General features: G+C 68.8%; 25 protein-coding genes and 1 tRNA gene. 7 read left to right on the top strand and 19 right to left on the bottom strand.

The window, feature by feature from the left end; all coding sequences use genetic code 11:
- Positions 1-8: 8 nt before the first annotated feature.
- The 14 genes from AC3ANX_RS12865 to AC3ANX_RS12800 all read right to left on the bottom strand — a co-directional run bounded on the left by AC3ANX_RS12865 (position 9) and on the right by AC3ANX_RS12800 (position 10,635).
- Positions 9-572 (bottom strand): hypothetical protein, encoded by a 564-nt coding sequence (locus AC3ANX_RS12865; RefSeq protein WP_488333668.1) that lies wholly within the window; start codon positions 570-572, stop codon positions 9-11.
- Complete coding sequence (locus tag AC3ANX_RS12860) at positions 572-1,456, bottom strand: DUF4123 domain-containing protein (RefSeq protein WP_488333667.1); 885 nt, start codon at positions 1,454-1,456, stop codon at positions 572-574. The genes AC3ANX_RS12865 and AC3ANX_RS12860 overlap by 1 nt, the downstream gene beginning before the upstream one ends.
- Position 1,457: 1 nt before the next feature.
- On the bottom strand, positions 1,458-1,817 hold the full coding sequence (locus AC3ANX_RS12855) for a PAAR domain-containing protein (RefSeq protein ID WP_488333666.1): 360 nt from the start codon (positions 1,815-1,817) through the stop codon (positions 1,458-1,460).
- A gap of 174 nt (positions 1,818-1,991) precedes the next feature.
- The gene (locus AC3ANX_RS12850) at positions 1,992-2,294 is read right to left on the bottom strand and encodes a hypothetical protein (RefSeq protein ID WP_488333665.1); all 303 of its coding nucleotides are present in this window, start codon (positions 2,292-2,294) and stop codon (positions 1,992-1,994) included.
- A 59-nt stretch (positions 2,295-2,353) separates the two neighbouring features.
- A complete protein-coding gene (gene rfbF / locus AC3ANX_RS12845) occupies positions 2,354-3,124 on the bottom strand; it encodes a glucose-1-phosphate cytidylyltransferase (RefSeq protein WP_488333664.1) in 771 nt (256 codons plus the stop codon).
- A gap of 63 nt (positions 3,125-3,187) precedes the next feature.
- Positions 3,188-3,409, bottom strand: coding sequence for a hypothetical protein (locus AC3ANX_RS12840; RefSeq protein ID WP_488333663.1), 222 nt, complete (start codon positions 3,407-3,409; stop codon positions 3,188-3,190).
- Positions 3,410-3,474: 65 nt separating this feature from the next.
- Positions 3,475-4,728: an N-succinylarginine dihydrolase gene (locus AC3ANX_RS12835; protein WP_488333662.1), complete on the bottom strand. Its 1,254-nt coding sequence runs from the start codon at positions 4,726-4,728 to the stop codon at positions 3,475-3,477.
- Positions 4,728-5,744, bottom strand: coding sequence for an arginine N-succinyltransferase (locus tag AC3ANX_RS12830; RefSeq protein WP_488333661.1), 1,017 nt, complete (start codon positions 5,742-5,744; stop codon positions 4,728-4,730). The genes AC3ANX_RS12835 and AC3ANX_RS12830 overlap by 1 nt, the downstream gene beginning before the upstream one ends.
- On the bottom strand, positions 5,741-6,949 hold the full coding sequence (locus AC3ANX_RS12825) for a hydrolase (protein ID WP_488333660.1): 1,209 nt from the start codon (positions 6,947-6,949) through the stop codon (positions 5,741-5,743). Before AC3ANX_RS12825 ends, AC3ANX_RS12830 begins: the two co-directional genes overlap by 4 nt.
- A 56-nt stretch (positions 6,950-7,005) precedes the next feature.
- Positions 7,006-7,515, bottom strand: coding sequence for a hypothetical protein (locus AC3ANX_RS12820; protein WP_488333659.1), 510 nt, complete (start codon positions 7,513-7,515; stop codon positions 7,006-7,008).
- A 1-nt stretch (position 7,516) separates the two neighbouring features.
- Positions 7,517-8,116, bottom strand: a complete 600-nt coding sequence (locus AC3ANX_RS12815; RefSeq protein WP_488333658.1) for a hypothetical protein — start codon at positions 8,114-8,116, stop codon at positions 7,517-7,519.
- Positions 8,117-8,244: 128 nt separating this feature from the next.
- The gene (locus AC3ANX_RS12810; RefSeq protein WP_488333657.1) at positions 8,245-9,162 is read right to left on the bottom strand and encodes a DUF481 domain-containing protein; all 918 of its coding nucleotides are present in this window, start codon (positions 9,160-9,162) and stop codon (positions 8,245-8,247) included.
- 70 nt (positions 9,163-9,232) lie between these two features.
- Entirely contained in the window at positions 9,233-9,718 is a 486-nt protein-coding gene (locus AC3ANX_RS12805; protein WP_488333656.1) for an RNA pyrophosphohydrolase, read from the bottom strand.
- A complete protein-coding gene (locus AC3ANX_RS12800) occupies positions 9,715-10,635 on the bottom strand; it encodes an alpha/beta hydrolase (RefSeq protein WP_488336945.1) in 921 nt (306 codons plus the stop codon). Before AC3ANX_RS12800 ends, AC3ANX_RS12805 begins: the two co-directional genes overlap by 4 nt.
- Positions 10,636-10,762: 127 nt before the next feature.
- Here AC3ANX_RS12800 and AC3ANX_RS12795 point away from each other — a divergent pair, with 127 nt between their 5' ends.
- From AC3ANX_RS12795 to AC3ANX_RS12780, 4 genes are all read left to right on the top strand, one after another.
- Complete coding sequence (locus AC3ANX_RS12795) at positions 10,763-11,662, top strand: histone deacetylase family protein (RefSeq protein ID WP_488336944.1); 900 nt, start codon at positions 10,763-10,765, stop codon at positions 11,660-11,662.
- Positions 11,663-11,800: 138 nt separating this feature from the next.
- Positions 11,801-13,738, top strand: coding sequence for a potassium transporter Kup (locus AC3ANX_RS12790; RefSeq protein ID WP_488333655.1), 1,938 nt, complete (start codon positions 11,801-11,803; stop codon positions 13,736-13,738).
- The gene (locus tag AC3ANX_RS12785) at positions 13,735-14,268 is read left to right on the top strand and encodes a 2'-5' RNA ligase family protein (protein ID WP_488333654.1); all 534 of its coding nucleotides are present in this window, start codon (positions 13,735-13,737) and stop codon (positions 14,266-14,268) included. Before AC3ANX_RS12790 ends, AC3ANX_RS12785 begins: the two co-directional genes overlap by 4 nt.
- 44 nt (positions 14,269-14,312) lie before the next feature.
- Positions 14,313-14,389: transfer RNA gene (locus AC3ANX_RS12780), tRNA-Met, on the top strand.
- Positions 14,390-14,396: 7 nt separating this feature from the next.
- Here the strand turns inward: AC3ANX_RS12780 and fdhD are convergent.
- Complete coding sequence (gene fdhD / locus AC3ANX_RS12775) at positions 14,397-15,191, bottom strand: formate dehydrogenase accessory sulfurtransferase FdhD (protein ID WP_488333653.1); 795 nt, start codon at positions 15,189-15,191, stop codon at positions 14,397-14,399.
- Positions 15,188-15,724 (bottom strand): molybdenum cofactor guanylyltransferase, encoded by a 537-nt coding sequence (gene mobA / locus AC3ANX_RS12770; protein WP_488333652.1) that lies wholly within the window; start codon positions 15,722-15,724, stop codon positions 15,188-15,190. The genes fdhD and mobA overlap by 4 nt, the downstream gene beginning before the upstream one ends.
- Positions 15,725-15,990: 266 nt before the next feature.
- Here mobA and trxB point away from each other — a divergent pair, with 266 nt between their 5' ends.
- On the top strand, positions 15,991-16,956 hold the full coding sequence (gene trxB, locus AC3ANX_RS12765; protein WP_488333651.1) for a thioredoxin-disulfide reductase: 966 nt from the start codon (positions 15,991-15,993) through the stop codon (positions 16,954-16,956).
- Between the two features lie 169 nt (positions 16,957-17,125).
- Here the strand turns inward: trxB and AC3ANX_RS12760 are convergent, their stop codons facing one another.
- From AC3ANX_RS12760 to AC3ANX_RS12750, 3 genes are read right to left on the bottom strand one after another with little or no spacing between them, the layout of a single operon-like run.
- On the bottom strand, positions 17,126-17,902 hold the full coding sequence (locus AC3ANX_RS12760; RefSeq protein WP_488333650.1) for a hydrolase 1, exosortase A system-associated: 777 nt from the start codon (positions 17,900-17,902) through the stop codon (positions 17,126-17,128).
- Positions 17,890-18,588: an alpha/beta hydrolase family protein gene (locus tag AC3ANX_RS12755; RefSeq protein ID WP_488333649.1), complete on the bottom strand. Its 699-nt coding sequence runs from the start codon at positions 18,586-18,588 to the stop codon at positions 17,890-17,892. The genes AC3ANX_RS12760 and AC3ANX_RS12755 overlap by 13 nt, the downstream gene beginning before the upstream one ends.
- A 10-nt stretch (positions 18,589-18,598) precedes the next feature.
- Positions 18,599-18,868, bottom strand: coding sequence for an acyl carrier protein (locus AC3ANX_RS12750; RefSeq protein ID WP_488336943.1), 270 nt, complete (start codon positions 18,866-18,868; stop codon positions 18,599-18,601).
- A 105-nt stretch (positions 18,869-18,973) separates the two neighbouring features.
- On the opposite strand from AC3ANX_RS12750, the gene AC3ANX_RS12745 reads away from it, so the two are divergent.
- Both AC3ANX_RS12745 and AC3ANX_RS12740 read left to right on the top strand, forming a co-directional pair.
- Positions 18,974-20,482, top strand: coding sequence for an acyl-CoA ligase (AMP-forming), exosortase A system-associated (locus tag AC3ANX_RS12745; protein WP_488333648.1), 1,509 nt, complete (start codon positions 18,974-18,976; stop codon positions 20,480-20,482).
- Positions 20,479-21,729, top strand: coding sequence for a pyridoxal-dependent decarboxylase, exosortase A system-associated (locus AC3ANX_RS12740; RefSeq protein ID WP_488333647.1), 1,251 nt, complete (start codon positions 20,479-20,481; stop codon positions 21,727-21,729). The genes AC3ANX_RS12745 and AC3ANX_RS12740 overlap by 4 nt, the downstream gene beginning before the upstream one ends.
- Positions 21,730-21,800: the final 71 nt, after the last annotated feature.

Raw genomic sequence — 21,800 nt, 5'->3', positions numbered from 1 at the left:
CGCGCCCTCTACCTGACGATGCCGTTGCGCTTCAGACACTGCTCGTAGGCGGTGGCCTGCACGATGGCGCCGTCGTATTTCGATCCGAACTTCGCCCGCACATCGGCCACATCCATCGCGAACGCGCCGGTGAAGTTGCCCGATTGTATCAGCCGCGATTGCGCGGCGCGATAGGCGACCGCGCTGGCGCTGCTGCCATAAGAGGCGGTGCGCTTGTGATCGGCCGGATCCATCTTGATCGCCGGCCCGGCATCGCGCGGCAGCGGCGAGGCATCGGCGGAGGGCATGTGATGGCTCTCCATCCCGTCGCCCGGCGGGTTCTTCATGAAGGCGTGCGCGCCACCCTGATATCGCGCGCCCGGCGTGCCCGCCGCCTGCGCCGCGCACGGCCCCTTGCGGCAACTGACGCAGGTGTCGGCAGCGGCGGCGTCGCGGGCATTGTCCTTCGCGCGCTGGTTTGCCTTCGAGATCTGATCGGCGGCGACCGCGCCGCCGCCGACGATGCCGAGGACGATCAGGACGTCCTTGATCCCCTCGATGACGATCGGGACGGCGGGGAGCGCGGCCGCCATCAGCCCTCCGCGCGCAGACGATGGATGATGTCTTCGAACATCGCGTCGAGCATGTCGCTCGCGCTGTGGCCGTGGCGCGGATCGAACTGGTCGCGCACCGCCGGATTGGCGAACAGCGCGCCGCCGGCCATCACCTGGAGGAAGCTCCAGCGCGCGACATCGCTTTCCGTGCGGAGCCCCAGCGCCTGCGCCTCGGCATCGTGCGCGGCGACACGGTGCAGCAGCGTGGCATCGTCCACCGCAGCAAGATGCACGGGCGCCGACTCACGCAGGTACGCGGCGATGCGGCGATGTGACGCGAGCACCCGCGCCTGCGACAGCGCCGCCATCTGCTCGGCGCCGAACCGCAGCATGCCCCTCGGCTTCGCCGGCAGGCCCGCGCGGGGTCGGATCGCCGCCACCTGCTGATAATCGGGCGAGGCGAACGCCACCCCGCCAGCATCGCCGAAGAAGCGCGCTTCCTGTTCGGGCGACAGCAACGGCAGCAGCGGCGCGACCACGTTCGGGTCCCAATGCCGCAGGATCACCGTCTCCAACCCGCCGCTCTCGCCGATCGCCTCGCCCGGCACCTCGACGAGGTTGATCGATCGCAGATGCCGCCGCAGCGGATCGAGCCCGCGCGCCCAGGACCAATAGAGCGCGGTTGCTGCCACCGGCATCGTCTGAAAGCGCTCGAAGCCTGCCCGGTCGGGCAGCGCGATCAGGATCGGTCCGCTCGCCACGATCTGCGGATCGCCGCCTTCGAGGTACAGCGGCGTGGCGACGAGACCGCCCGCGCGCAGCGTCTGGAGCAGGTCCGGCACCCGTGCGCCGTCGACCACCGCGTAATAAGCAGGCGGCAGCGCGAGCACCGCCTGTCGCACAGTGGCGGCGTTCGCCTCCACGTCAGGGGCGGACGAAGGGCGAACTGTTCGCCGCCGCCGCCGCGAGGCACGGCGGTGTCGCGGGGAAGGCCGCGCCCATGCCGCCAACCCCGCCACCGCCGCCGCCGCCGCCCTGATCGCCGATGATGACGGTGGGAAGGCCGAAGACGATGTTGCCGCCGTGCACCGTCGTGTCGCCGAGCCGCGCGGCAGGCAGGCCGCCGACGAGAACGGTCGCCGAACCCTTGGCGATCATGTCAGGCGGCCCGACGCAGACGCACATGTCCGTCACCCGCGCCTGCGGCAGATTGCCGGTCAACACCGTCGGCGCGCACGGCCCGACGATCGGCCCGCCGACATGCGGCACCACTCCCGTCACCATCGGGCAGACGTGGGGATCTCCAATTCGGGCAGCGGGCGGGCACATCGTGGGAAAAGCATAACCAGCGGATGTTGCAAAAGGAAGTCCGGGGGCACGCCTCGTCCGCAGCGACCGCGCGGCCGGGCGCGATCATCGGTCCGCCACGACTTCAATCCGTCTGCAAACGCGTGCCGGTCACCGTTTGACGGGATCATACTCGCCGAAAAAGTCGTATCGGTAGTTGGTGAGCGCAGCGGCCAGACAGTCGTGCGTTCCGTCGTCATGATCCCACTGCACTTCCCCGCGCGAACGCCTGTAGTCCGCATAGGGGAGTTTGCTGCCGCGCGAGCGATGCACGCCCTCGGGGATCACGTCGCACCGGGCGGCCGCCCGCTTGAAGGCGCGTTCGGTCAGGTACGGTTTCTCGCCAAGACGCGTTGCGCAACCGGTCAGCAGAACCGGGATGATGACACTGAACAGGGCACGTTGTCTGTGCATGACGGCAGGTAATCGGAAAAGCCGACGTCAGGCAACCAGCGCCCGGCGCGTCGACATCCTCACCACAGTTTCCACGGCGCCTTGCCCTCGTTCCAGAGCGTATCGAGATAGATCTTGTCGCGCAGCGTATCCATCGGCTGCCAGAACCCCTCGTGGCGGTACGCCGCCAGCTCTCCGCCGGTCGCCAGCGCCTCGAGCGGGCCGGCTTCCCAGATCACCTCCGGCCCGGACACCAGATCGAGCACCGACGGGTCCGCCACGAAGAAGCCGCCGTTGATGACGCCGCCGTCGCCCGCCGGCTTCTCGCGGAAGTTCGTCACCTTGTGCATGTCGAATTCGAGCGCGCCGAAGCGGCCCGGCGGGGAAACCGCGGTGATCGTCGCGCGCAGCCCGTGGCTGGCGTGGAACGCCAGCAGCGCCGCCACGTCGATATCGGCGACGCCGTCGCCATAGGTGAAGCAGAACGGCTCGCCTTCGGTCAGATACGGCCGGATCGCGCGCAGGCGCCCGCCGGTCATCGTGTTCGCGCCGGTTTCGACCAAAGTGATCCGCCACGGCTCGGTGCGGGCGTGGTGGACCTCCATCTCGTTGTTGGCGATGTCGATCGTCACGTCGGCGGTATGGAGGAAGTAGTTCGCGAAGAACTCCTTGATCATATAGCCCTTGTAGCCGAGGCAGACGATGAAGTCGTTCAGCCCGGCGGCGGAATAGATCTTCATGATGTGCCACAGGATCGGCATGCCGCCGATCTCGACCATCGGCTTGGGCCGGACCGAGGTCTCCTCGCCGAGCCGGGTGCCCAAACCGCCCGCCAGCAACACCGTCCGCATGTTCCGCCCTCGCTCTTCCCCGCAACCGTCTTGGGCGGAGCGCGATTCGCTTGTCAACGGGCGTCAGCGCCAGTCGTTGCGTTCGACCGAATCGAGGATGCGCGCCCCGGCCATGAACACCGCGAGCGGGCAGACCGCGAACAGCATCCAGCCGCCGGCGCTGCCATGATATTGCTCGACGTAATGCACGCCGCGTTCGACCGAGCCGAGCCCGAGGCCGTAGATGACCACGAACGCCTCGAACTTGTTCTTGATGACGAACAGTCTGGAGATTTTGTGCCACATGCCAGGATGTTAAGCAAAGAGCAGGCCAATGGCGGATTTGCGTGCTTCCGGCTTAACGAACATGGTTACGTGTCAGTTAATTCGACAAGGTCGAGCGCCTCCAGCAGCGCCCGCCGCGCGCCCTCGATCGTGGCGATCAGCGCGGGGTCGCCGATCGCATCGTGGTCGATCTGTTCGGGCCAGTGCGCGGTGACGATTCGCTCGATCAGGTCCAGCCGCGCGGCATCGACCAGGAAGCGCGGATCGACCGTGGCCGGATCGGCGACGACGCGCAGCCGCAGGCACGCTGGGCCGCCACCGTTCGCCATGCTTTGCCGCACGTCCACCACCGCGACGCGCCGGATCGGGCCGTTGCCGGCGAGCATCGCGCGCAGATAGCTCCGCACGGTCAGGTTGCTCGCCGCCTCGCGCGGGACGATCAACGTCATGCCGCCTTCGGGTGGCGTGACGAGTTGCGCGTTGAACAGATAGGAGGAGATCGCATCGGCGAGGCTCACATCGGCGGCTGGCACCTCGACGATCTCGATCTCGGGCAGACGCGCGCGCAGATCGGCGTAGAAGCCGGCGCGATCGGCGAAGGCCAGTTCGTGCGTGAACAGCACACGTTCGTTGGCGACCGCCACCACGTCGTTATGGAACGCCCCCGCCGCGATCGCCGCGTCGGATTGCTGCACGAACACTGTGCGGTCGGGCGCGAGGCCGTGCGCGCGCGCCACCGCCGCGCTCGCCTCCGGGTGCTGGCGCGCGGGGAAGGGGCCGCCGGGCACGCCATAGACGAACACCTCCACCCCCGGGGCGCCGTGGTGCGCGCACAGCCGCATGTGGTTGGCTGCGCCCTCGTCCCCGAACGGCGCGGGCACCGGGCCGTGCACCGCGAAGGCGGGATCGGCGAAGGCGAGGCGAAGCTGCGCGAGCGTGCCCGGCCATTCGTGGCTGCGATGCGGCATCGTCACCAGATTGGCGACCGACAGGTGGCACTTGCCATCGGCGGTATCGGGCGCGGGCGACACGGTTGCGGCGTTGGCCGCCCACATCGCCGATGCGGACAGCGCCTGCGCCTGAAGGTGCGGCGCGGCCTGTGTAAAGTCGGTCGACAGCGATGCCAGCCAGCGGTGATCGGGCCGGGCGAGCGGCACGAACACGCCCTGCGTCAGCCCGAGCGCGAGGTTGGCGCGCATCTTGGCGATCCCCTCCAGCGCCGCGGTGCGCGGGTGCGATGGCGCGCCGGCACTCGCAGTCGCGGCGAGGTTGCCGGGGCTGAGCCCTGCGAAATTGTGGCTGGGGCCGATCACCCCGTCGAAATTGATTTCCTTCAGCATCAGTAGCGCGCCACCCAGGCGAGGTCGTCGCCTTCGCGCAAGCCGAGCGCGTCGGCACACGGACGGTCGATCACCACGCCGTCGCCGGCCGCGCGCAGCTTGCCATATGCGCAGCGGAAATCGCCCAGCCGTCCGGCCGCGACGAGCGCCGGATCGCCGCCGTCGCCGTCGATCGCGATCAGGCGCGCCGGACGCGCGTTGGCGATCGTCTTCACCCGGTCGGTCGGCGCGGTCATGGTCGGGCCGCCGTCGAAAATGTCGACGTACTTGTCGAACGCGAACCCTTCGATCTCCAGCATCCGCATCGCCGCGCGGCCGGAGGGGTGGGGCAGGCCGATCGCGGCACGCGCCGCTTCGGGCAGCATGGCGATGTAGATCGGGTGTTTGGGGAACAGATCGGCGATGAACTGGTGGCCGTGGATCGCGTTGAACTGGTCCGCATCCTGGAAGTTCATCCCGAAGAATCGACCGGCCAGCCCGTCCCAGAACGGCGACCCGCCCGCCTCGTCGATCACGCCGCGCAGCTCGGCGAGGATACGGTCGGCAAAGCGTGCGCGGTGCTGCGCGATGAACATGTAGCGGCTGCGCGCGAGCAGCATGCCGAGGCCCCCGGCGCGCTCGCCCGGGTGGAGGAACAGGCCGCCCACCTCGCTGCACCCTTCGAGATCGGTGGTGAGGCTTAACTGGTCGGCGCGGAAGGTGCGCGCGAGTTCCTTGCTGTGCTGCGTCAGCGTGCCGATGCGGTAGCTGTAGAACGGGTAATGCTGGCCGACATGCGTGAAGATCTGGCAGGTGCCGCGCACCTCGCCGGTGTCGACATTCTCCAGCACCAGCACGAACAGCTCGTCGGCTAGGCCGTCGTTGGTCTTGGCGAAGGCGACATGGCTCTTGTCGAGCTTGGCCTTCAGCGAGCGCCGGTCGGGCGGCAGGTTGGTGAAGCCGCCGCCGGTCAGCTTGGCCATCTCGTAGAGCGGCTGAAGATCCTCGTCGCGCGCGGCACGGATGCGAAAACTCACAGGCTTCCCTTCTCGGCGATACGCAGGATGGTGAGCGCCGACAGTGCGGCGCGTTCGGGCAAGCTGTCGGGGATGAGGAACTCCTGCGCTGAGTGGATCGCGCCGCCGCGCACCCCCATCGTGTCGACCACCGGCACGCCGCACGCGGCGATGTTGTTGCCGTCGCACACGCCGCCGGTGTCGCGCCACGCGATGTCGAGGCCGAGGTCGGCGCCGGCCCGCTTCACCACGCCGAACAGCTTCGCCGCGCCCGCGTCGATCGGCTTGGGTGGCCGGTTGAAACCGCCGTGAACGCTGATCGCGACCTCGCGCGCGGCGGCGACCTCAGCCACCACCGCGTCGATGTGCGCCCGCGCACGCGCGATCTCGTCCGCGTCGGCGGGGCGGAAGTTGACGCGCAGCACGGCGAGATCGGGCACGACATTGTTCGGCCCGCCGCCCTCGATCCGCGCGGGGTTGACCGACAGGCGCGGGGAACGGGCCTCCGCCAGCCGCAGCGCGACATCTGCGGCGGCGAGCAGGGCGTTGCGGCCATCGTCGGGGTTGCGCCCGGCATGCGCGCTGCGCCCGCGCACGACAATCGAGAAATTGCCCGTGCCGCCGCGCGCACCCGCCAGCGTGCCGTCGGGCAGCGCGGGTTCGTAAGTGAGCGCCGCCGCCTTGCCCTGCGCGGCGCGTGCGATCAGCGGGGCGGAGGAGAAGGAGCCGGTTTCCTCGTCCGATCCGATCACCACCTCATAGCCGATCCGCGCGGCGAGCGGGCTCGCCTCCACCGTCGCCAGCGCGGCGAGCATCACCGACAGGCCGCCTTTCATGTCCGCCACGCCGGGGCCGTTGAGGCTGCCGTCGTCCTGCCAGCGTACGCTCTGGAACGGGTGATCGGCAGGGAACACCGTATCCATATGCCCGGTCAACAGGATGCGGACAGGCGCGTCTGGTCGCACGTTCAGGTGGAGATGCCGACCGTGATCGAGCGCGGCGACGGTGCCGTCCGCCAGCACCGTCTCGGCAGGTGCCGGCGCGGCGAGCGCCACGTCGCCGGGCAGGATGGCGAAAGCATCGGCGAGTTCGCCCGCCACCGCCGCCAACCCCGCAAGGTTGCGCGTGCCCGAGTTGATCGCCGCCCAGCGCTGCGTCTGCGCGAGCATCGTGGCACCGTCGATGCGGTCGATCGCGTCGCGTTCGAAGCGGGAGAGCGTGTCCATCGCAGGGGTGTAGCGCGGGACGCGGCGCTACTCCACCCGCGCGGCGGTGGCGTACGTCACTTGGTGAGATCGAACATCTTGGCCTCGGCGGCGATCTCGCGGACGAAGCGACCCGAACTGGCGAGGCGGTACACCGCGAAGGCGGGGCGGCGCGCGACGACGGCGTCGTCCTTCTCGCCGGTTTCCTCGACGATGCCCGACACCGCGATCGAGCAAAGGCCCGTCACCGAATCCGGGAACAACGTCACGTCGAGGGCATGGCCCTGATAGTTTTCCGTCGCATCGGATTCGCTGTACGGGCGGAGCAACAGGTTGGCGATCTGGAGCGTGCCGTTGCCCTGCTGGGTGAAGTCGTACGTGGCCTTTACCGTGCGTCCGCGTCCGATCGCCAGCGCGCGCGTGATCGGCGCTTTGGCAGCCTCGACCTGTCGGAAGATCGTCGCGGCGCCAGCACCGCCGATGTTGCGGACCTGGCAGGCGGTAGCCGCGGCGGGCGCGGCGGCGACTGGCGTATAGCCGGGCAGCGTGGCCAGCAGACACGCGCTCGTCGCGATCAGGCTGCGCATCTCAGGGCTGCGCCGTTGCGGCGGCAGCGGCGGGTTTGGCCGGGGCGGGTGGGAGCGGCTTGGGAAGTTCAATGGGCGTCTCCTTGCCGGCGGCAATGCCGTTTGCGCGTTCGACGATGCGATCCGAATAGTTCTGCGAATAGCTCGACCCGTTCGACGTGATGACGCTGCGCCCGTTATAGCGGCGAAACGCGGTAGCCCAGCCATCGAAGCTCGACGTCGGGGTCAGGCGGGGTGCTTTGCCCGATTTGCCGAAGCCCTTGCGCGCCAGATATGCCAGCGCGGCCTTCATATTGCCTTCCAGCGTGCCTTCGTTGCGCTGCGTCGGCTCGGTCAGGCCCAGGTCCTTCTTGTAATCGTTCCAGTCGCCGGGGACGTTGACCTGCGCCGGATCCTTCAGCCACGCCGCGATCGACCGCGCGTCCGAGCCGCCCGATTCCTGGATCAGCCATGCCTTGAACATCCCGACCGTCATGTCCGGGATCTGTTTGACCTGATCTTCGGTGGCATCGATCCGGGCGGCTTTGTTCGCGTTGAAATCATCGACCACGGTTTTGATGAGATCGTCGTTCGCCTTGTACCTGTCGTTATCGTACGGCATCGATGCGGCCCCTCTCCAAGTTCGGCACGAACATGCGAAACTGTAGAAGGTCGCTCGCTGCGGGGGAAGCAGAAAGCCACATCCGACTGGTATTCGTCGCAAACGCGACTTGTGGCGAAACGATCAGATCAGAAACTATACACGATCGACGCCGTGCTCGACGTGTCGGTGCTGACCCGTCCGATCGGCGGCTGGCTTTCATATTGCACCGCATAGGCGAGTTTCGCCGACAATGGCCCGAACAGCTTGGCGTTCACGGCAGTGGTGCTGCTGACCGTGCTGTTGATCCGTTGGAGGTAGGCGGAGGCGGCCTGCGTCACCGAAATCGCGCGGTTGAGCTTGAGGTTGAAATCCACCGATCCGCGCGCGGCGAAGCTGTTTTCCTGCGTCGCATCGGTGAACGAGGTGCGGCGATAGGCCGGCCCGAGTTCGAGATCGAGCTTGACGTTCGACGCGCGCACCACCCCGTAGCCCGCGCCGACCGATCCCGCATAGCGATCGTAATAGCCGAGGAACCGGTCGCTCTCGTAGCTGGCGGTGCCGTAGATATAGCCCCGTTCGGAGAATTTGTAGTTGGGCTCGTACGAGGCGAGATAATGTTCGCGGCTGATGACGCCGCTGCTCTGCTTGTAATCGACCGCGAGCGTGACGGTGTGCTTCCACTGCAACGTCTCGCGCGTCAGCTTCACCGCCGCGCTGACGCCGACGTCGTTGGTGTTGCCGGTGGTGGCATAGCCGCCGAGCGTGGCGCTGCCCTTCCACAGATCGAACGGGCCGGCCTCGACGATGGTCTCGACCCGCTTGGCCTCGCGCGCCTTGCGCCAGCCGTCGACCGATGCCTTGATCGTCTTGGCGGATTCGGGGGCGGCGTTGGCGGCGTATTTCGAGATGATGGTGATGTCGTTCTCGTTGCCCGAGGCGATCGCGGCATCGAGCATCGCCTTCAACTGCGGCGGGATCGGCTGATCGGTCTTGATGGCGGGTGCGGTGGCCGGAGGCGCGGGGGCAGGGACAGGCGCCGCGACGAGAAGTACCGGAAACAGCATGTCGATCCCTTAGCAGTCGCCGCAGCGCAGCGAAAACCCGGTTGTCGCGCGCGCCCTTCCGCTGGCCGCATTACACCAGATGGCTGCCGAACATCATGAGGATGTCTTCATACAGCGCCTTTTTGAAAGGCACGATCAGCACCGGCAGATCGGCAGGCTCGATCCAGCGCCAGGCGATGAACTCCTCGTGTTCGGTCGCGATGTCGATATCGCTGTCCTGCCCTAGGAAGCGGTAGAGGAACCAGCGCTGGCGCTGCCCGCGCCATTTGCCCTTCCACACCTTGCCGACCAGATCGGGCGGCAGATCATAGGTGAGCTCGTGCGGGGCGACCGCGATCAGCTCGACCTTGTCGGGGGTGATGCCGGTCTCCTCGCCCAGTTCGCGCAGGGCAGCGGTCTCGGCGTCCTCGCCGGGGTCGATTCCGCCTTGCGGCATCTGCCAGGCTTCGATGCTGGTGTCCTTGCGCTGGCCGACGAACACCTTGCCGTCGCGGTTGAGGATCATCAGCCCGGCGCACGGGCGGTAGGGAAGCGAATGGTGGTCGGTGCCGGTCATGCTGTGCCCGTTTGGAGTGAGGGGTCGCCGGAGGGTAAGCGCGCGGCCAGGCTTTCGGCAATGAGTGTCTTGGCGGCGGCGAACGCGCCCGCGCAATCGGCGACGGCGGAGGGGATCGCCTGACGCAGCGTGATGAAGCCGTGGATCGTGCCCTCCGCCTCGCGGAACACCACCGGCACCCCCTTCTGCGCGAGCGCTGCCGCATAGGCACGGCCCTGATCGCGGATCGGATCGAGGTTGGCGGTGAGGATCACGGCGGGCGGCATCGCGTAGAGATCGCCGAGCAGCGGCGAGGCGCGCAGGTCCGACTGGTCGGCGCGATAGGCGTCGCGGAACCATTCGAGGCTGGCGCGATCGAGCAGATAGCCGCTTTCGAACGCGAACAGGCTGGGATAGTCGCGCGTGCCGTCGGTGGCGGGGTAGAACAGCACCTGCGCGAGCACCGGCGCGGCGGCGGGTTCGTCGCGCAAGGCCATCGCCGTCACTATCGCGAGGTTGCCGCCCGCGCTGTCGCCGCACACGACGAGGCTGGTGACGTCGCACGGCAGCGCCTCGGGCGCGCCCGCCGCCCAGCGCGCCGCCGCGACGCAATCCTCGGGCGCGGCGGGCCAGGGGTGTTCGGGCGCGAGCCGGTAATCGACCGCGAGCACAGGCAGATCGAGCGCGCGCGCCATCTCCGCGCAGAAGCTGGCGTGCGTGTCGAGATCGCCGATCACGAAGCCGCCGCCGTGGAAGAACAGCACCAGTGGCCCCGCCTCGCGGTTCTCGCGCGGATCGAACAGCCGCGCGGGCAGGTCGCCCGCCGGGCCGGGGATGGTCACGTCACGCAGCGTGCCGAGCGGCCCGACCGGCAGATCGGCGATATCCTTGATCGCGCGCAGCCCGAGCCGCGCGCGGGCGGCATCGAGTTCGTACATGCGCGGGCCCGGCGCGGCGTTGAGGAAGGCGAGAAAGCCGCGCACATCGGGTCGGACGAACACTTCCACATCTGCCTCCAGCCGGTCGCGCTTTGCGATGTGCGCCGTGGCACCTTACCTAAGCTGGGTGATCCCGGTCGTCCATCATCCCGCCTATGTTTCCGCCGCCCATGTGCGCAGCCCGACCCAGCTCAGCAAGAACGGTCTGGTGCGCGATCTGCTTCGCGCGGAAAGCGACGTCGCATGGTTCGAACCGGAGCGGATGCCGCGCGCGTGGCTGGAGGCGGTCCATGACCCCGAATATATTGCCGAGGTGCTGGAAGCGCGCGTGCCGCCTGACAAGGAACGCCGCATCGGTTTCGCGGTGACGGCGGGTGTGGCGGAACGCTCGCAGCGTGTCGTCGGGGGGACTTGGGCAGCGGGCAGGCTCGCGCTCGAACATGGCTTCGCCGCCAACACCGCCGGGGGCAGCCACCATGCGCTTGCCAACACCGGGGCGGGCTATTGCGTGCTCAACGATCTCGCGGTGGCGGCGGTGCGGCTGGTCGAGGAGGGCGCGGTCGAGCGGCTGCTGGTGGTCGATTGCGACGTGCATCAGGGCGACGGCACCGCCTCGCTGTGCGCGGGCCGCCCCGGCATCGCCACCTATTCGATCCATGCCGAAAAGAACTTTCCGGTCCGAAAGGCGCGCTCGACGCTCGACGTGCCGCTCGCCGACGGCACCGGGGACGACGCGTATCTCGCCGCGCTGGAGGAGAGCCTCGCGCCGATGCTCGACAGCGTGCGGCCGGGGTTGATCCTGTATCAGGCGGGCGTCGATCCGTTCGGCGGCGACCGGCTCGGCCGCCTCGGGCTCACCGAAGCGGGGCTCGTCGCGCGCGAGGCGCTGGTCGGCCGCCTCGCGATCGCGCGGGGCATTCCGCTCGCCAGCACCGTGGGCGGCGGCTACGGCGCGGACACCGCCGCGATCGCCGCGCGCCATGTCGCCGCGATCCTTACGCTGGGGCGCGCTTATGCGGGGACTTGATCCGTTCCGGTACATCCCCACATGCAAAGTTGCGAGGGCCTTGGCACCATGCTAGGGCCCTGCCGCTGTGGATCACAGGGGCGCAATCGGTCTGCATATGTCGTATATGATTGATTTCCGGGCAAGAACAGCCCGCCCGTGAGCACAAATCTTCTCAGCGCGGCCGAGCCTGCGCCCGCTGGAGTCGATCCGTCGACGTCCGGTCACTCGCCCCGTTCCGGCGATGCCTTGCCCAAGCTCGCGCTCGGCGCGATCGGCGTGGTGTTCGGCGACATCGGCACCAGCCCGCTCTACGCCTTTCGCGAGACGTTCGCCGGGCACCACAAGCTCGACGTCGACGCGATGCACATCATGGGGGTGTGCAGCCTGATCTTCTGGTCGATGTTGCTGGTCGTGACGATCCAGTATGTCACCATCATCATGCGCGCCGATAACAAGGGCGAGGGCGGCAGCCTCGCGCTGCTCGCGCTCATCTCCGGCCGGGTGAAGCAGATCCGCTGGTCGCGCGGCATCGTGCTGCTCGGCGTGTTCGCGACGGCGCTGTTCTACGGCGACAGCATGATAACGCCCGCCGTCACCGTGCTCGGCGCGGTCGAGGGGCTCGCGGTCGCGCAGCCGAGCCTGTCGCATCTGGTGCTGCCTTTGTCGGCGCTCATCATCGTCGGGCTGTTCGTCATCCAGTCGAAAGGCACTGCCAAGATTGGGCTGTTCTTCGGCCCCGTGATGCTGCTGTATTTCGTGGTGATCGCCGCGCTGGGCGTGATGAGCATCGTCAAGACGCCGGGCGTCCTGTGGTCGCTGTCGCCGCATTACGCGATGATGTTCTTCGTTCACGACCCGGTGCGCGCTTTCCTTGCGCTCGGTTCGGTCGTGCTGGCGGTGACGGGGGCGGAGGCACTCTATGCCGACATGGGGCATTTCGGCCGCAAGCCGATCCGCGTGTCGTGGATGTTCTTCGTGCTGCCGGCGCTGATGCTCAACTATATGGGGCAGGGCGCCCTGCTGTTCCGCGACGGTGCGCCCGCGCTGGAGAGCCCGTTCTACAAACTGGCACCGGACGAGTGGCAGCTTCCGCTGGTGCTGATCGCGACGGCGGCGGCGATGATCGCCAGTCAGGCGGTGATCTCGGGCGCGTTTTCCGTCACGCAGCAGGCGATCCAGCTCGGCTTCATGCCGCGCCTGCGGATCGAGCATACCAATGCGCAGACCGCCGGGCAGATCTATATCCCGCTCATCAACTGGCTGTTGCTGACGATGGTGCTGCTGCTGGTCGCGTTCTTCCGCAGCTCCTCCAACCTCACCGCCGCCTATGGCATCGCAGTGACGGGGGCGATGCTGATCGACACCTGTCTGCTCGCGGTGGTGCTGCGCCGGCTGTGGAACTGGCCGATCTGGACGGCGGCGCCTCTGCTGACCCTGTTCTTCGTGGTCGACGGCGCGTATTTCACCGCCAACATGACCAAGATCGTGTCGGGCGGCTGGTTCCCGCTGCTCGCCGGGTTCATCATCTTCACGGTGCTGACGACCTGGTCGAAGGGCCGTCAGTTAATGATGGCGCGGATGCGCGAGGGGGCGATGCCGATCAAGGTGTTCATCCAATCCGCCGCCAGCGCCGCGACTCGCGTGCCGGGCACGGCGGTGTTCATGACCTCGACGCCCGAGGGCGTGCCGCACGCGCTGCTCCACAACCTAAAGCACAACAAGGTGCTGCACGAGCGGATCATCCTGCTGACTGTCAAGATCGTCGACGAGCCCTATGTGGCCGAGGGGCAGCGCTGCTATCTCGAGGATCTGACCCACGGCTTCCACCGCATGGTGCTGAAATACGGCTTCATCGAGGAACCCGACGTGCCGGTCGCGCTCGCCAACGTGCATCGCTGCGGCGCCGAGTTCCGCATGATGGACACCAGCTTCTTCCTCGCGCGGCAGACGTTGCTGCCGTCGTCGCGGCCGGGAATGATGATCTGGCGCGAGAAGCTGTTCGCGTGGATGCTGCGCAACGCCGAAAGCGCGATGGAGTTCTTCCGGCTGCCGACCAACCGCGTGGTCGAACTCGGCAGCCAGCTCGAGATTTGAACGACTCCGCTGCTCTCTCGGCGCCGATCCCCGCGCCGATCATCGTCACGGCGCTGTTCGGCAAGGCTGACGCGGCGTATTTCGATGGCCTGCGCGCACGGCATTTCCCGCCCGAGCGCAACCACCTCGCCGCGCATCTGACGATGTTCCACCACCTGCCGCCCTCCGTCACGCACGAACTCAAGCGCCGGCTGTCGGCGGAGACGCGCGGGGTGCCCCCGCCCGACGCGCGAATCGGCGGGCTGATGTCGCTCGGGGGCGGCGTCGCGTTCCGTATCGAGAGCCCGGCGCTGGCGGCGATCCGCGATTCGCTCGCGCACGCCTTCGCCGCGCTGCTGACGCCGCAGGACCGTGCCGGCTGGCGACCGCACGTCACCGTCCAGAACAAGGTGCCTGCGTCCGAAGCCAAGGCGCTGCTGCACACGCTGGAGGCGGATTTCCGCCCGCGCGCCGTGGCGATCGCGGGACTAGCGAGCTGGTATTATCGTGGCGGACCGTGGGAGCCGCTGTCGCGCCATATGTTCGCTTGACCGCGCGGTTCCGGGCCCATATAGGCGCCGCTCTCGAATGGCAGGGCGAAGTAGCTCAGCTGGTTAGAGCACGGGAATCATAATCCTGGGGTCGGGGGTTCAAGTCCCTCCTTCGCTACCATTCGAGATTACAGCCGCGCCGCGAAGGCGCGGTGCGGATCGTTCAGCACCAGCATCGAATCGGCGCGCGCCAAGGCAACCAGGCTGAGCCCGTGCGCGCGCGCGTGGTCGACCGCGAGCGCGGTCGGTGCGGAGATGCCGGCCAGCAGCGCTGCGCCCGCGACCAGCGCCTTGTCGACCATTTCGAAGCTGATCCGGGAGGTGACGAGCAGGAACCCCGCCGCGAGGTCTTCGCCCGCACACGCCCCGATCAGCTTGTCGAGCGCGTTGTGGCGGCCGACGTCCTCGCGCGCCGTGCGGATCGCGCCCTCGGCATCGCACCAGGCGGCGGCATGAAGCGCACCGGTGCGTGCGGTGAGCGGCTGGTGCGCGCGCATGCCGTCGAGCGCGGCGAACAGCGCTGCGGCGGTCGTGCGCGGGGCGGGGGCGGCGCGCGCGACCGGGCGGACGACCTGTTCAAGCCCCGAAACGCCGCACAGCCCGCAGGCGGTGTCGCTGGTGCGGTGGCGCACGCGATCGTGGATGCGCGCGGCGCAACGCTCGGCGACGGTGGCGCGGACGATCCAGCCGGTCGGCGTCTCGAACGGATCGAGGTCGATCAGGTCGGCGCCCGAGTCGATCAGCCGCTCGGTCAGCAGGAAACCGGTGGCGAGATCGGCGAGCGCATCGGGCGTCGCCATCAGCACGGCATAGCCGATGCCGTTGACCTCGATCGCGATTGCCGTCTCCACCGCAATTTCGCGGGTCGCCGTATGCGCGCCCTCGCGGGTGAGGACCAGGACGGCTTCGGTGCGCGTGGTCATGCCGGCAGGTCCGCTGGTGTGTTGACGTTGAACAACGGCGCAGGGGCGGCAAGTGGTGACGCGCCGATCGCGTCGGCCCAGCGGCGGATCGACAGCGCACCATTCCTGACGCCGCTTTGGTGCCCCGCCAGCCGCGCTGTCAGCGCGCCCGCCGCACCGGCCGGCCAGCAGCCGAGGATCGGCGCGTCGCTGCAATAGGCCGGCGCGCGGGCGATCAGGTCCGCGAGCAGCGCCGCCGGCACGCGCGGCATGTCGCAGCCGATCGTCAGGACGTGCGCATGGCCCCGCGTCTCCGCATAGGAAAGCGCGGCGGCGATCCCGCCGAGTGGCCCGAGCCCCGCCACCGGCCGGTCCGCGAGCGAGGGCAGATTGGCCCATTCCCGCCCGCACACGACGACCTCGTCCACCAAGGGGGCGATCGCCGCGATGGCATGCGCGATCAGCGGCGTGCCGTCGAGCAGCGCGAACGCTTTGTCACTGCCGAACCGGCTCGACGCGCCGCCAGCGATGATCGCGCCGAGGATCACGACCATGCCCCCATGGTTTGTCCCGAGCGAAGTCGAGGGATAGGGCCGGAGCGCAGGTGCCTCGACTTCGCTCGGCACGAACGGATTGTGTGAAGGCCTGGATCATCGGTCATGCCCGCGATCCTACGCCGCCCTTGCGCATAGCGCCACGTCGCGAAGGCAAAGCAAAACTGCGGCGCGTGCGGTTTGAACACGCCGCCCGGCGCGCCCATGTTGCAATCCGGCGCTCGCCCCAATAGCAGCGCCGCTAGAGCCACGCTGGAACACCATTCATGACCACGCATCACACCCGCATGTTGATCCTCGGCTCCGGCCCCGCCGGCCTGACCGCCGCCATCTACGGCGCGCGTGCGGGCATGCAGCCGATCCTTGTGCAAGGCATCCAGCCCGGCGGCCAGTTGATGACCACCACCGACGTGGAGAACTACCCCGGCTTCGCGGATGTGATCCAGGGGCCGTGGCTGATGGAGCAGATGCAGAAGCAGGCCGAGCATGTCGGCACGCGGCTGATGTACGACACCGTGGTCGAGGTCGATCTGTCCAAGCGCCCGTTCCGGCTGATCGGCGACGGCGGCGACGTTTATGAGGGCGATACGCTCGTCATCGCCACCGGCGCGCAGGCCAAGTGGCTCGGCCTCGACAGCGAGGAGGCGTTGAAGGGCAAGGGCGTCAGCGCCTGCGCGACGTGCGACGGCTTCTTCTATCGCGGCAAGAAGGTCGCGGTGATCGGCGGCGGCAACACCGCGGTCGAGGAGGCGCTGTACCTCACCAACCATTCGCCCGACGTGACGATCATCCACCGCCGCGACCATTTCCGCGCCGAGAAGATCCTTCAGGACCGGCTGTTCGCGCACAAGGGCGTGACGGTGCTGTGGAACAAGGAAGTCGCCGAGTTCATCGACGGCGGCGGCACGGCGGGGCTCGTCGGGTTGCAGTTGCGCGATACGGTAACAGGCGAGTTGTCGCGGCTCGATACCGACGGCGGCTTTGTGGCGATTGGCCACCATCCCGCGACCGAGTTGTTCCGCGGCCATGTCGAACTGGATGCGGACCATTACATCAAGGTCGAGACCGGCACGACCAAGACCAACGTGCCCGGCGTGTTCGCGTGCGGCGACGTGATGGACAAGCATTACCGTCAGGCGGTGACGGCGGCGGGCAGCGGCTGCATGGCCGCGCTCGATGCGGAGCGCTTCCTTGCGGAGCAGGATTTCAAGGTGGCGGAAGCGGCGGAGTAACGGGCGCCGTTACCGTCATCCAGCCCTCTCTCGTCATCCCAGCGCAAGCTGGGATCTCCCTGTGGCGACCACGGTGCCTGGCCCCAAGGAGACCCCAGCTTGCGCTGGGGTGACGTGTGGGGCGGAGCGCCACGACGCGAGGTTACGCACGGGCAGGAGACCGTAGGCGCTACCCGATCGCTTCGACGATGCGCTCGAACAGCCAATCCGCATCGCCCGGCAGCGCGAAGCTATGCGACGCGCTGTCGAGCCTCTCGATGCCCGCCATCAGCGCCACGCCCTTCACCGCATCCTGAAACGCGATTCCCGTGGCGTCGCCGCTGGCGAGCAGGATCGTCGCGCGGCCGCCCCAATCGGAGAGCGCCGCAATCAGCCGCGACGCCAGCGCCGCCTCGCCCGCATCGGCTGCCTGTGCGACCTTGCGCAAGCCCCCCGCCAGTTTGCGCACGTTGACCCCGCCGGACGCCAGCCGCAGCCATTCGCGGGGGGAGCGCAGCTTCGCGGCATAGCGCGCGCGGATCGCGGCGGCAGGCGGCAGGTCTCCGCCGCCCTCGATCACCCACGGATTGGCGAGGATCAGCCGGTCGATCCCGGCACAATCGCCGAACAAAGCGAGCGCGGTCGCTGCGTCGCAATTGCCGAAGGCGACGAGGCGGCGCACCCCGGTTTCGGCAGTGAAGGTCGCCGCCGCCGCCGCGATGTCAGGCGCGGAGGAGAGGAAGCCGCCGTTCTCCCCATTCGAATCACCCACACCGCGCCGGTCGAAGCGGAACACCGGCACGCCGGCCGCCGCCAGCCGCGCGGCCAGCGACGCCATGCCGCGATGCGCGCCGCAGCGGATCTCGTTTCCGCCCGAGACGATCAGCAACCCGGTTTCGCCTGCTGCCGCATCCAGCGTGCCGAGCAGCCGCGCGCCTGCGCAGGGGAAGGAGATCAGCCGCCGCATCGCGCGATCCATTCGGCGATATCGTCGGCAAGCACGTCGACGAGCGCGAGGTCGTTGCCCGGCTCGGCCCGGCGCCACAGCGGCGCGCCCTCGACCTTGCGGTCGGCGGGTTGCGGATCGCTGGCGAGGCGCACGGTGCGCAGCGGCACTTCGGACGCTGCGATCTCGTCATCGTCGGCGAGTGCGCCGAACAGCGGCAGCGCGATACGGTTGCCGGCAAGCAACACCGGCTCCGTGCCCCCGATCGAGATCGACACCGGCGTGCCGCGCGTGCGTGCGCCCGCCGTCGCGGCGCGCTGCATGTCCGCCAGCGCCGCCGCGCCCGCGATCGGCGTCAGCCGCCAGCGCGTCGCGAGCGCGGCATCGCCGTCGATCGCCGCACCGCTGCGCAGCGCCACGCCGTGGACATGCCCGCCAAGACTGGCGGCAGCGGCGGCGAATGCCGCGCGCCAATCTGGCAGGCGCGCGTCTTCGGTTGCGATCAGGCTTTCGCCCTGGCCGGGCAGATCGGGCAGCGCGCTGGCCACGCCCCGCGTGGCAAGCGCGCGGCACAGAGCGACCGCGAAGGCGCGGAGGCGATTGGCTTCCTCGAACAGCGGCATCGCGACCACCACGACCGGCCCGGCGGCGGGGCCGAAGCGCAGCATCGCCTCGCGACGCCCACGCCAGTCATACTGGTCGATCAACCGCGCATGCTCAGTGCGGCGTCTTGGCGACGGCGAAGCGCACCAGCGACCCGAACGTCTCTAGCATTTCGCCGTCGACCTCGTCGTCCTCGATCAGAATGGCGAGCCGTTCCTCAAGTTCGGTCAGCACGCCGGCCACCGCCATCGAATCGAGTTCGGGCATTGCGCCGAACAGCGGCGTCTCGTCGCGCAACTCGGCAGCGCGGGCTTCGCTCAGCCCCAGCACATCGCGCAACACCGCGCGCACCGTCGTCTCAATCGTGGTAATATCGTCTGGCAGCACGCTACGGCCCCGTGGTTATGCTTTAGCGCGCGTTAAAGAAGCGCGCGGCATCTGCCAAGCCGGCCCCCTTCACAGCGCGGCAGGCTCGGCTATCAGGGGCGGATGATCGCGCTCGATGCCACGCCCCGTCCGATCGACACGCTGCCCGCTCGCGGGGCGGCGGGTGACGTGGCGCTCGCGTTTCGCAGCGGCGTGCTGACTTTCGCCGATCTGGAAGCCCGCACCGGGATGCTCGCGGCATCGCTGGCGCGCGCGGTCGACGTGCCGGGGGAGCGCGTGGCGAGCTGGCTGCCCAAAACCGCAACCGCATGCGTGCTGCCGCTGGCGGCCCCGCGCGCCGGGCTGGTGCATGTGCCGATCAACCCGGTGCTCAAGCGCGCGCAGGTCGCGCATATCCTCGCCGACAGCGGCGCACGGCTGCTCGTCACGCAGGCGAGCCGCGCGGCCACGCTGGAGCCGGGCGACGTGCCGGCCGATTGCCGCATCTTGCTGGAGGAGGAGCTTGACGGCACCGATGCGCTGCCGCCCTCTGATGCCGATCCCGATACGCTCGCCGCGATCCTCTATACCTCCGGCTCCACGGGAAAACCCAAGGGGGTGATGCTCAGCCACGCCAACCTTTGGCTCGGCGCGATCAGTGTTGCGCACTACCTCGGCATTATGCCCGACGACCGCGTGCTCGGCGTGTTGCCGCTCAGCTTCGATTACGGACAGAACCAGCTTTTCTCGACATGGGCGGCGGGCGCCTCGGTCGCGCCGCTCGATTATCTGACCGCGCGCGACGTGGTGAAGGCGGTGGAGCGCTTCGGCGCAACCACGCTCGCAGGCGTGCCGCCGTTGTGGGTGCAATTGCTCGATGCCGAATGGCCGACGGAGACGGCGGCGCGGCTGCGGCGGCTCACCAACTCGGGCGGGGCGCTGACCCGGCCGATAGCCGCGGGCCTGCGTGCGCGGTTCCCGCAGGCCGATCTGTACCCGATGTATGGACTCACCGAGGCGTTCCGCTCAACCTATCTCGCCCCCGATCTGGTCGATGCGCACGCTGACGCGATCGGCCGCGCGATCCCGTTCGCCGAGGTGATGGCGGTGCGCGCCGATGGCAGCCGCGCCGCGCCCGACGAGCCGGGCGAACTGGTCCACGCCGGACCGCTCGTCGCGCGAGGGTATTGGCAGGACGCCGAGCGCACCGCCGCGCGCTTTCGGCCAGCGCCCGAATGGTCGCGGAGCGGCGGCATGGCGGTGTGGTCGGGCGATACCGTGGTGGAGGGCGCGGACGGGCTGTTCCGCTTCGTCGGCCGCGACGACGAGATGATAAAATCGAGCGGCAACCGCATCAGCCCGACCGAGATCGAGGAGGCCGTCCTGCGCGGCGGCGAGGCGGGCGAGGCGGTGGCGATCGGCGTGCCGGACGCGCGGCTCGGGCAGGCGATCGTGGTGGTGGCGCGCGCGGTCGGCGATGTGGCGGATGCGGAGGTACGGCTGCGTGCCCGGTTGCGCGCCGAACTGCCGAGCTTCATGCAGCCGACACGCTACGAATGGCGCGACGCGTTGCCGACCAACGCCAACGGCAAGCTCGACCGCGCCGCGTTGCGAGCGGAGGCGACGGCATGAAGCCGATGGGTACGATCCCCGCGGAATACGCCGGTGCGCCGCTCGTCATCGCCGGGCGCAGCGCGGAGGAATGGGCGCAGGCAGCGGGCGATACGCCGCTGTTCGTCTATGACTTCGCCGCCGTCGCGCGCCGCATCGCCCGCTTCCGCGCGGCGTTTCCGGCGGTTGATCTGCATTATGCGATCAAAGCCAATCCGTTCCCGCCGCTGCTTGCCGCGATGACGCCGCTGCTCGATGGCTTCGATGTCGCCTCGGCTGGGGAGTTGGCACGCGTCGCCGGGCTGCGGCCGATCAGCTTCGCTGGGCCGGGCAAGCGCCGTGACGAGATCGAGACGGCGATCCGTGCGGGCGTGACGATCAACCTCGAATCCGAAGGGGAGGCCGCACGCGCGATCGCGATCGGCGACATGCTCGGGCTGGTGCCGCGCCTCGCGGTGCGGGTGAACCCCGAGATCGAGCTGCGCGGATCGGGCATGCGCATGGGGGGCAGGGCGTCGCCGTTCGGGATCGACGCCGAGCGCGCCGCTGCGGTCGCGCGCGAGGTGATCGACTATGGCGCGGACTGGCGCGGCTGGCACATCTTCGCCGGATCGCAGGCGCTCGACGAAGGCGCGATCGTCGAGACGCAGGCGGAGACGCTCGCGCTGGCGGCACGGCTGAGCGAGGAGGTCGGCGTGACGCCGCCGCTGGTCAATCTTGGCGGCGGGTTCGGCATACCGTATTTCCCGGGCGAGCAGCCGCTCGACATCGAGACCGTCGGCGCGGCGCTGTGCGAGCGGCTCGCCGCGCTCCCGCCGGTTCTCGAAACCACGCGCTTCGCGATCGAGCTTGGCCGCTGGCTGGTCGGCGAGGCGGGCGTGTATCTGACCCGCGTGGTCGATCGCAAGACGAGCCGGGGCGAGACTTTCATCGTCACCGACGGCGGGATGAACCACCAGCTCGCCGCCACCGGCAATCTCGGAACGGTGGTGCGCCGCAACTATCCGGTCGCGGTTGCCACCGCCGCGCCCGACGCGCCGACCGAAGTTGCCAGTATCGTCGGACCCTTGTGCACTCCGCTCGACCGGCTTGCCGATCGGGTCGAGATTGCGCAGGCACAACCGGGCGATCTGATCGCGGTGTTCATGGCCGGCGCTTATGGCTTGTCGGCCAGCCCGGCGGGCTTCCTCGGCCACGCGGCCCCGCGCGAAATCCTCGCGGGCGCACCTGACGTTCCTAACGCAATCTTCACCTCTCCACAGGCATAGCCGGACCATCGCCGCGAACCTGCCCGCGTGACACGCGCGCGCGGGCTGTAGCAGCAGGGAGTTTGGTGAAT

It is taken from the genome of Sphingomonas sp. BRN-1R, from assembly GCF_057748035.1.
The sequence above is the reverse complement of the archived record's forward strand: the minus strand, read 5'-3'. Positions and strand labels throughout refer to the sequence as shown.

Bases quoted from the DNA above. Each gene is read 5' to 3' on its own strand.
- AC3ANX_RS12825 (WP_488333660.1), bottom strand. From the start codon at position 6,949: ATGGACACGCTCTCCCGCTTCGAACGCGACGCGATCGACCGCATCGAC.
- AC3ANX_RS12850 (WP_488333665.1), bottom strand. From the start codon at position 2,294: ATGCACAGACAACGTGCCCTGTTCAGTGTCATCATCCCGGTTCTGCTG.
- AC3ANX_RS12800 (WP_488336945.1), bottom strand. From the start codon at position 10,635: ATGTACGAACTCGATGCCGCCCGCGCGCGGCTCGGGCTGCGCGCGATC.
- rfbF (WP_488333664.1), bottom strand. From the start codon at position 3,124: ATGCGGACGGTGTTGCTGGCGGGCGGTTTGGGCACCCGGCTCGGCGAG.
- AC3ANX_RS12840 (WP_488333663.1), bottom strand. From the start codon at position 3,409: ATGTGGCACAAAATCTCCAGACTGTTCGTCATCAAGAACAAGTTCGAG.
- AC3ANX_RS12865 (WP_488333668.1), bottom strand. From the start codon at position 572: ATGGCGGCCGCGCTCCCCGCCGTCCCGATCGTCATCGAGGGGATCAAG.
- AC3ANX_RS12815 (WP_488333658.1), bottom strand. From the start codon at position 8,116: ATGCCGTACGATAACGACAGGTACAAGGCGAACGACGATCTCATCAAA.
- trxB (WP_488333651.1), top strand. From the start codon at position 15,991: ATGACCACGCATCACACCCGCATGTTGATCCTCGGCTCCGGCCCCGCC.
- AC3ANX_RS12855 (WP_488333666.1), bottom strand. From the start codon at position 1,817: ATGGTGACGGGAGTGGTGCCGCATGTCGGCGGGCCGATCGTCGGGCCG.
- AC3ANX_RS12805 (WP_488333656.1), bottom strand. From the start codon at position 9,718: ATGACCGGCACCGACCACCATTCGCTTCCCTACCGCCCGTGCGCCGGG.
- AC3ANX_RS12745 (WP_488333648.1), top strand. From the start codon at position 18,974: ATGATCGCGCTCGATGCCACGCCCCGTCCGATCGACACGCTGCCCGCT.
- AC3ANX_RS12740 (WP_488333647.1), top strand. From the start codon at position 20,479: ATGAAGCCGATGGGTACGATCCCCGCGGAATACGCCGGTGCGCCGCTC.
- AC3ANX_RS12835 (WP_488333662.1), bottom strand. From the start codon at position 4,728: ATGCTGAAGGAAATCAATTTCGACGGGGTGATCGGCCCCAGCCACAAT.
- AC3ANX_RS12820 (WP_488333659.1), bottom strand. From the start codon at position 7,515: ATGCGCAGCCTGATCGCGACGAGCGCGTGTCTGCTGGCCACGCTGCCC.
- AC3ANX_RS12760 (WP_488333650.1), bottom strand. From the start codon at position 17,902: ATGCGGCGGCTGATCTCCTTCCCCTGCGCAGGCGCGCGGCTGCTCGGC.
- fdhD (WP_488333653.1), bottom strand. From the start codon at position 15,191: ATGACCACGCGCACCGAAGCCGTCCTGGTCCTCACCCGCGAGGGCGCG.
- mobA (WP_488333652.1), bottom strand. From the start codon at position 15,724: ATGGTCGTGATCCTCGGCGCGATCATCGCTGGCGGCGCGTCGAGCCGG.
- AC3ANX_RS12810 (WP_488333657.1), bottom strand. From the start codon at position 9,162: ATGCTGTTTCCGGTACTTCTCGTCGCGGCGCCTGTCCCTGCCCCCGCG.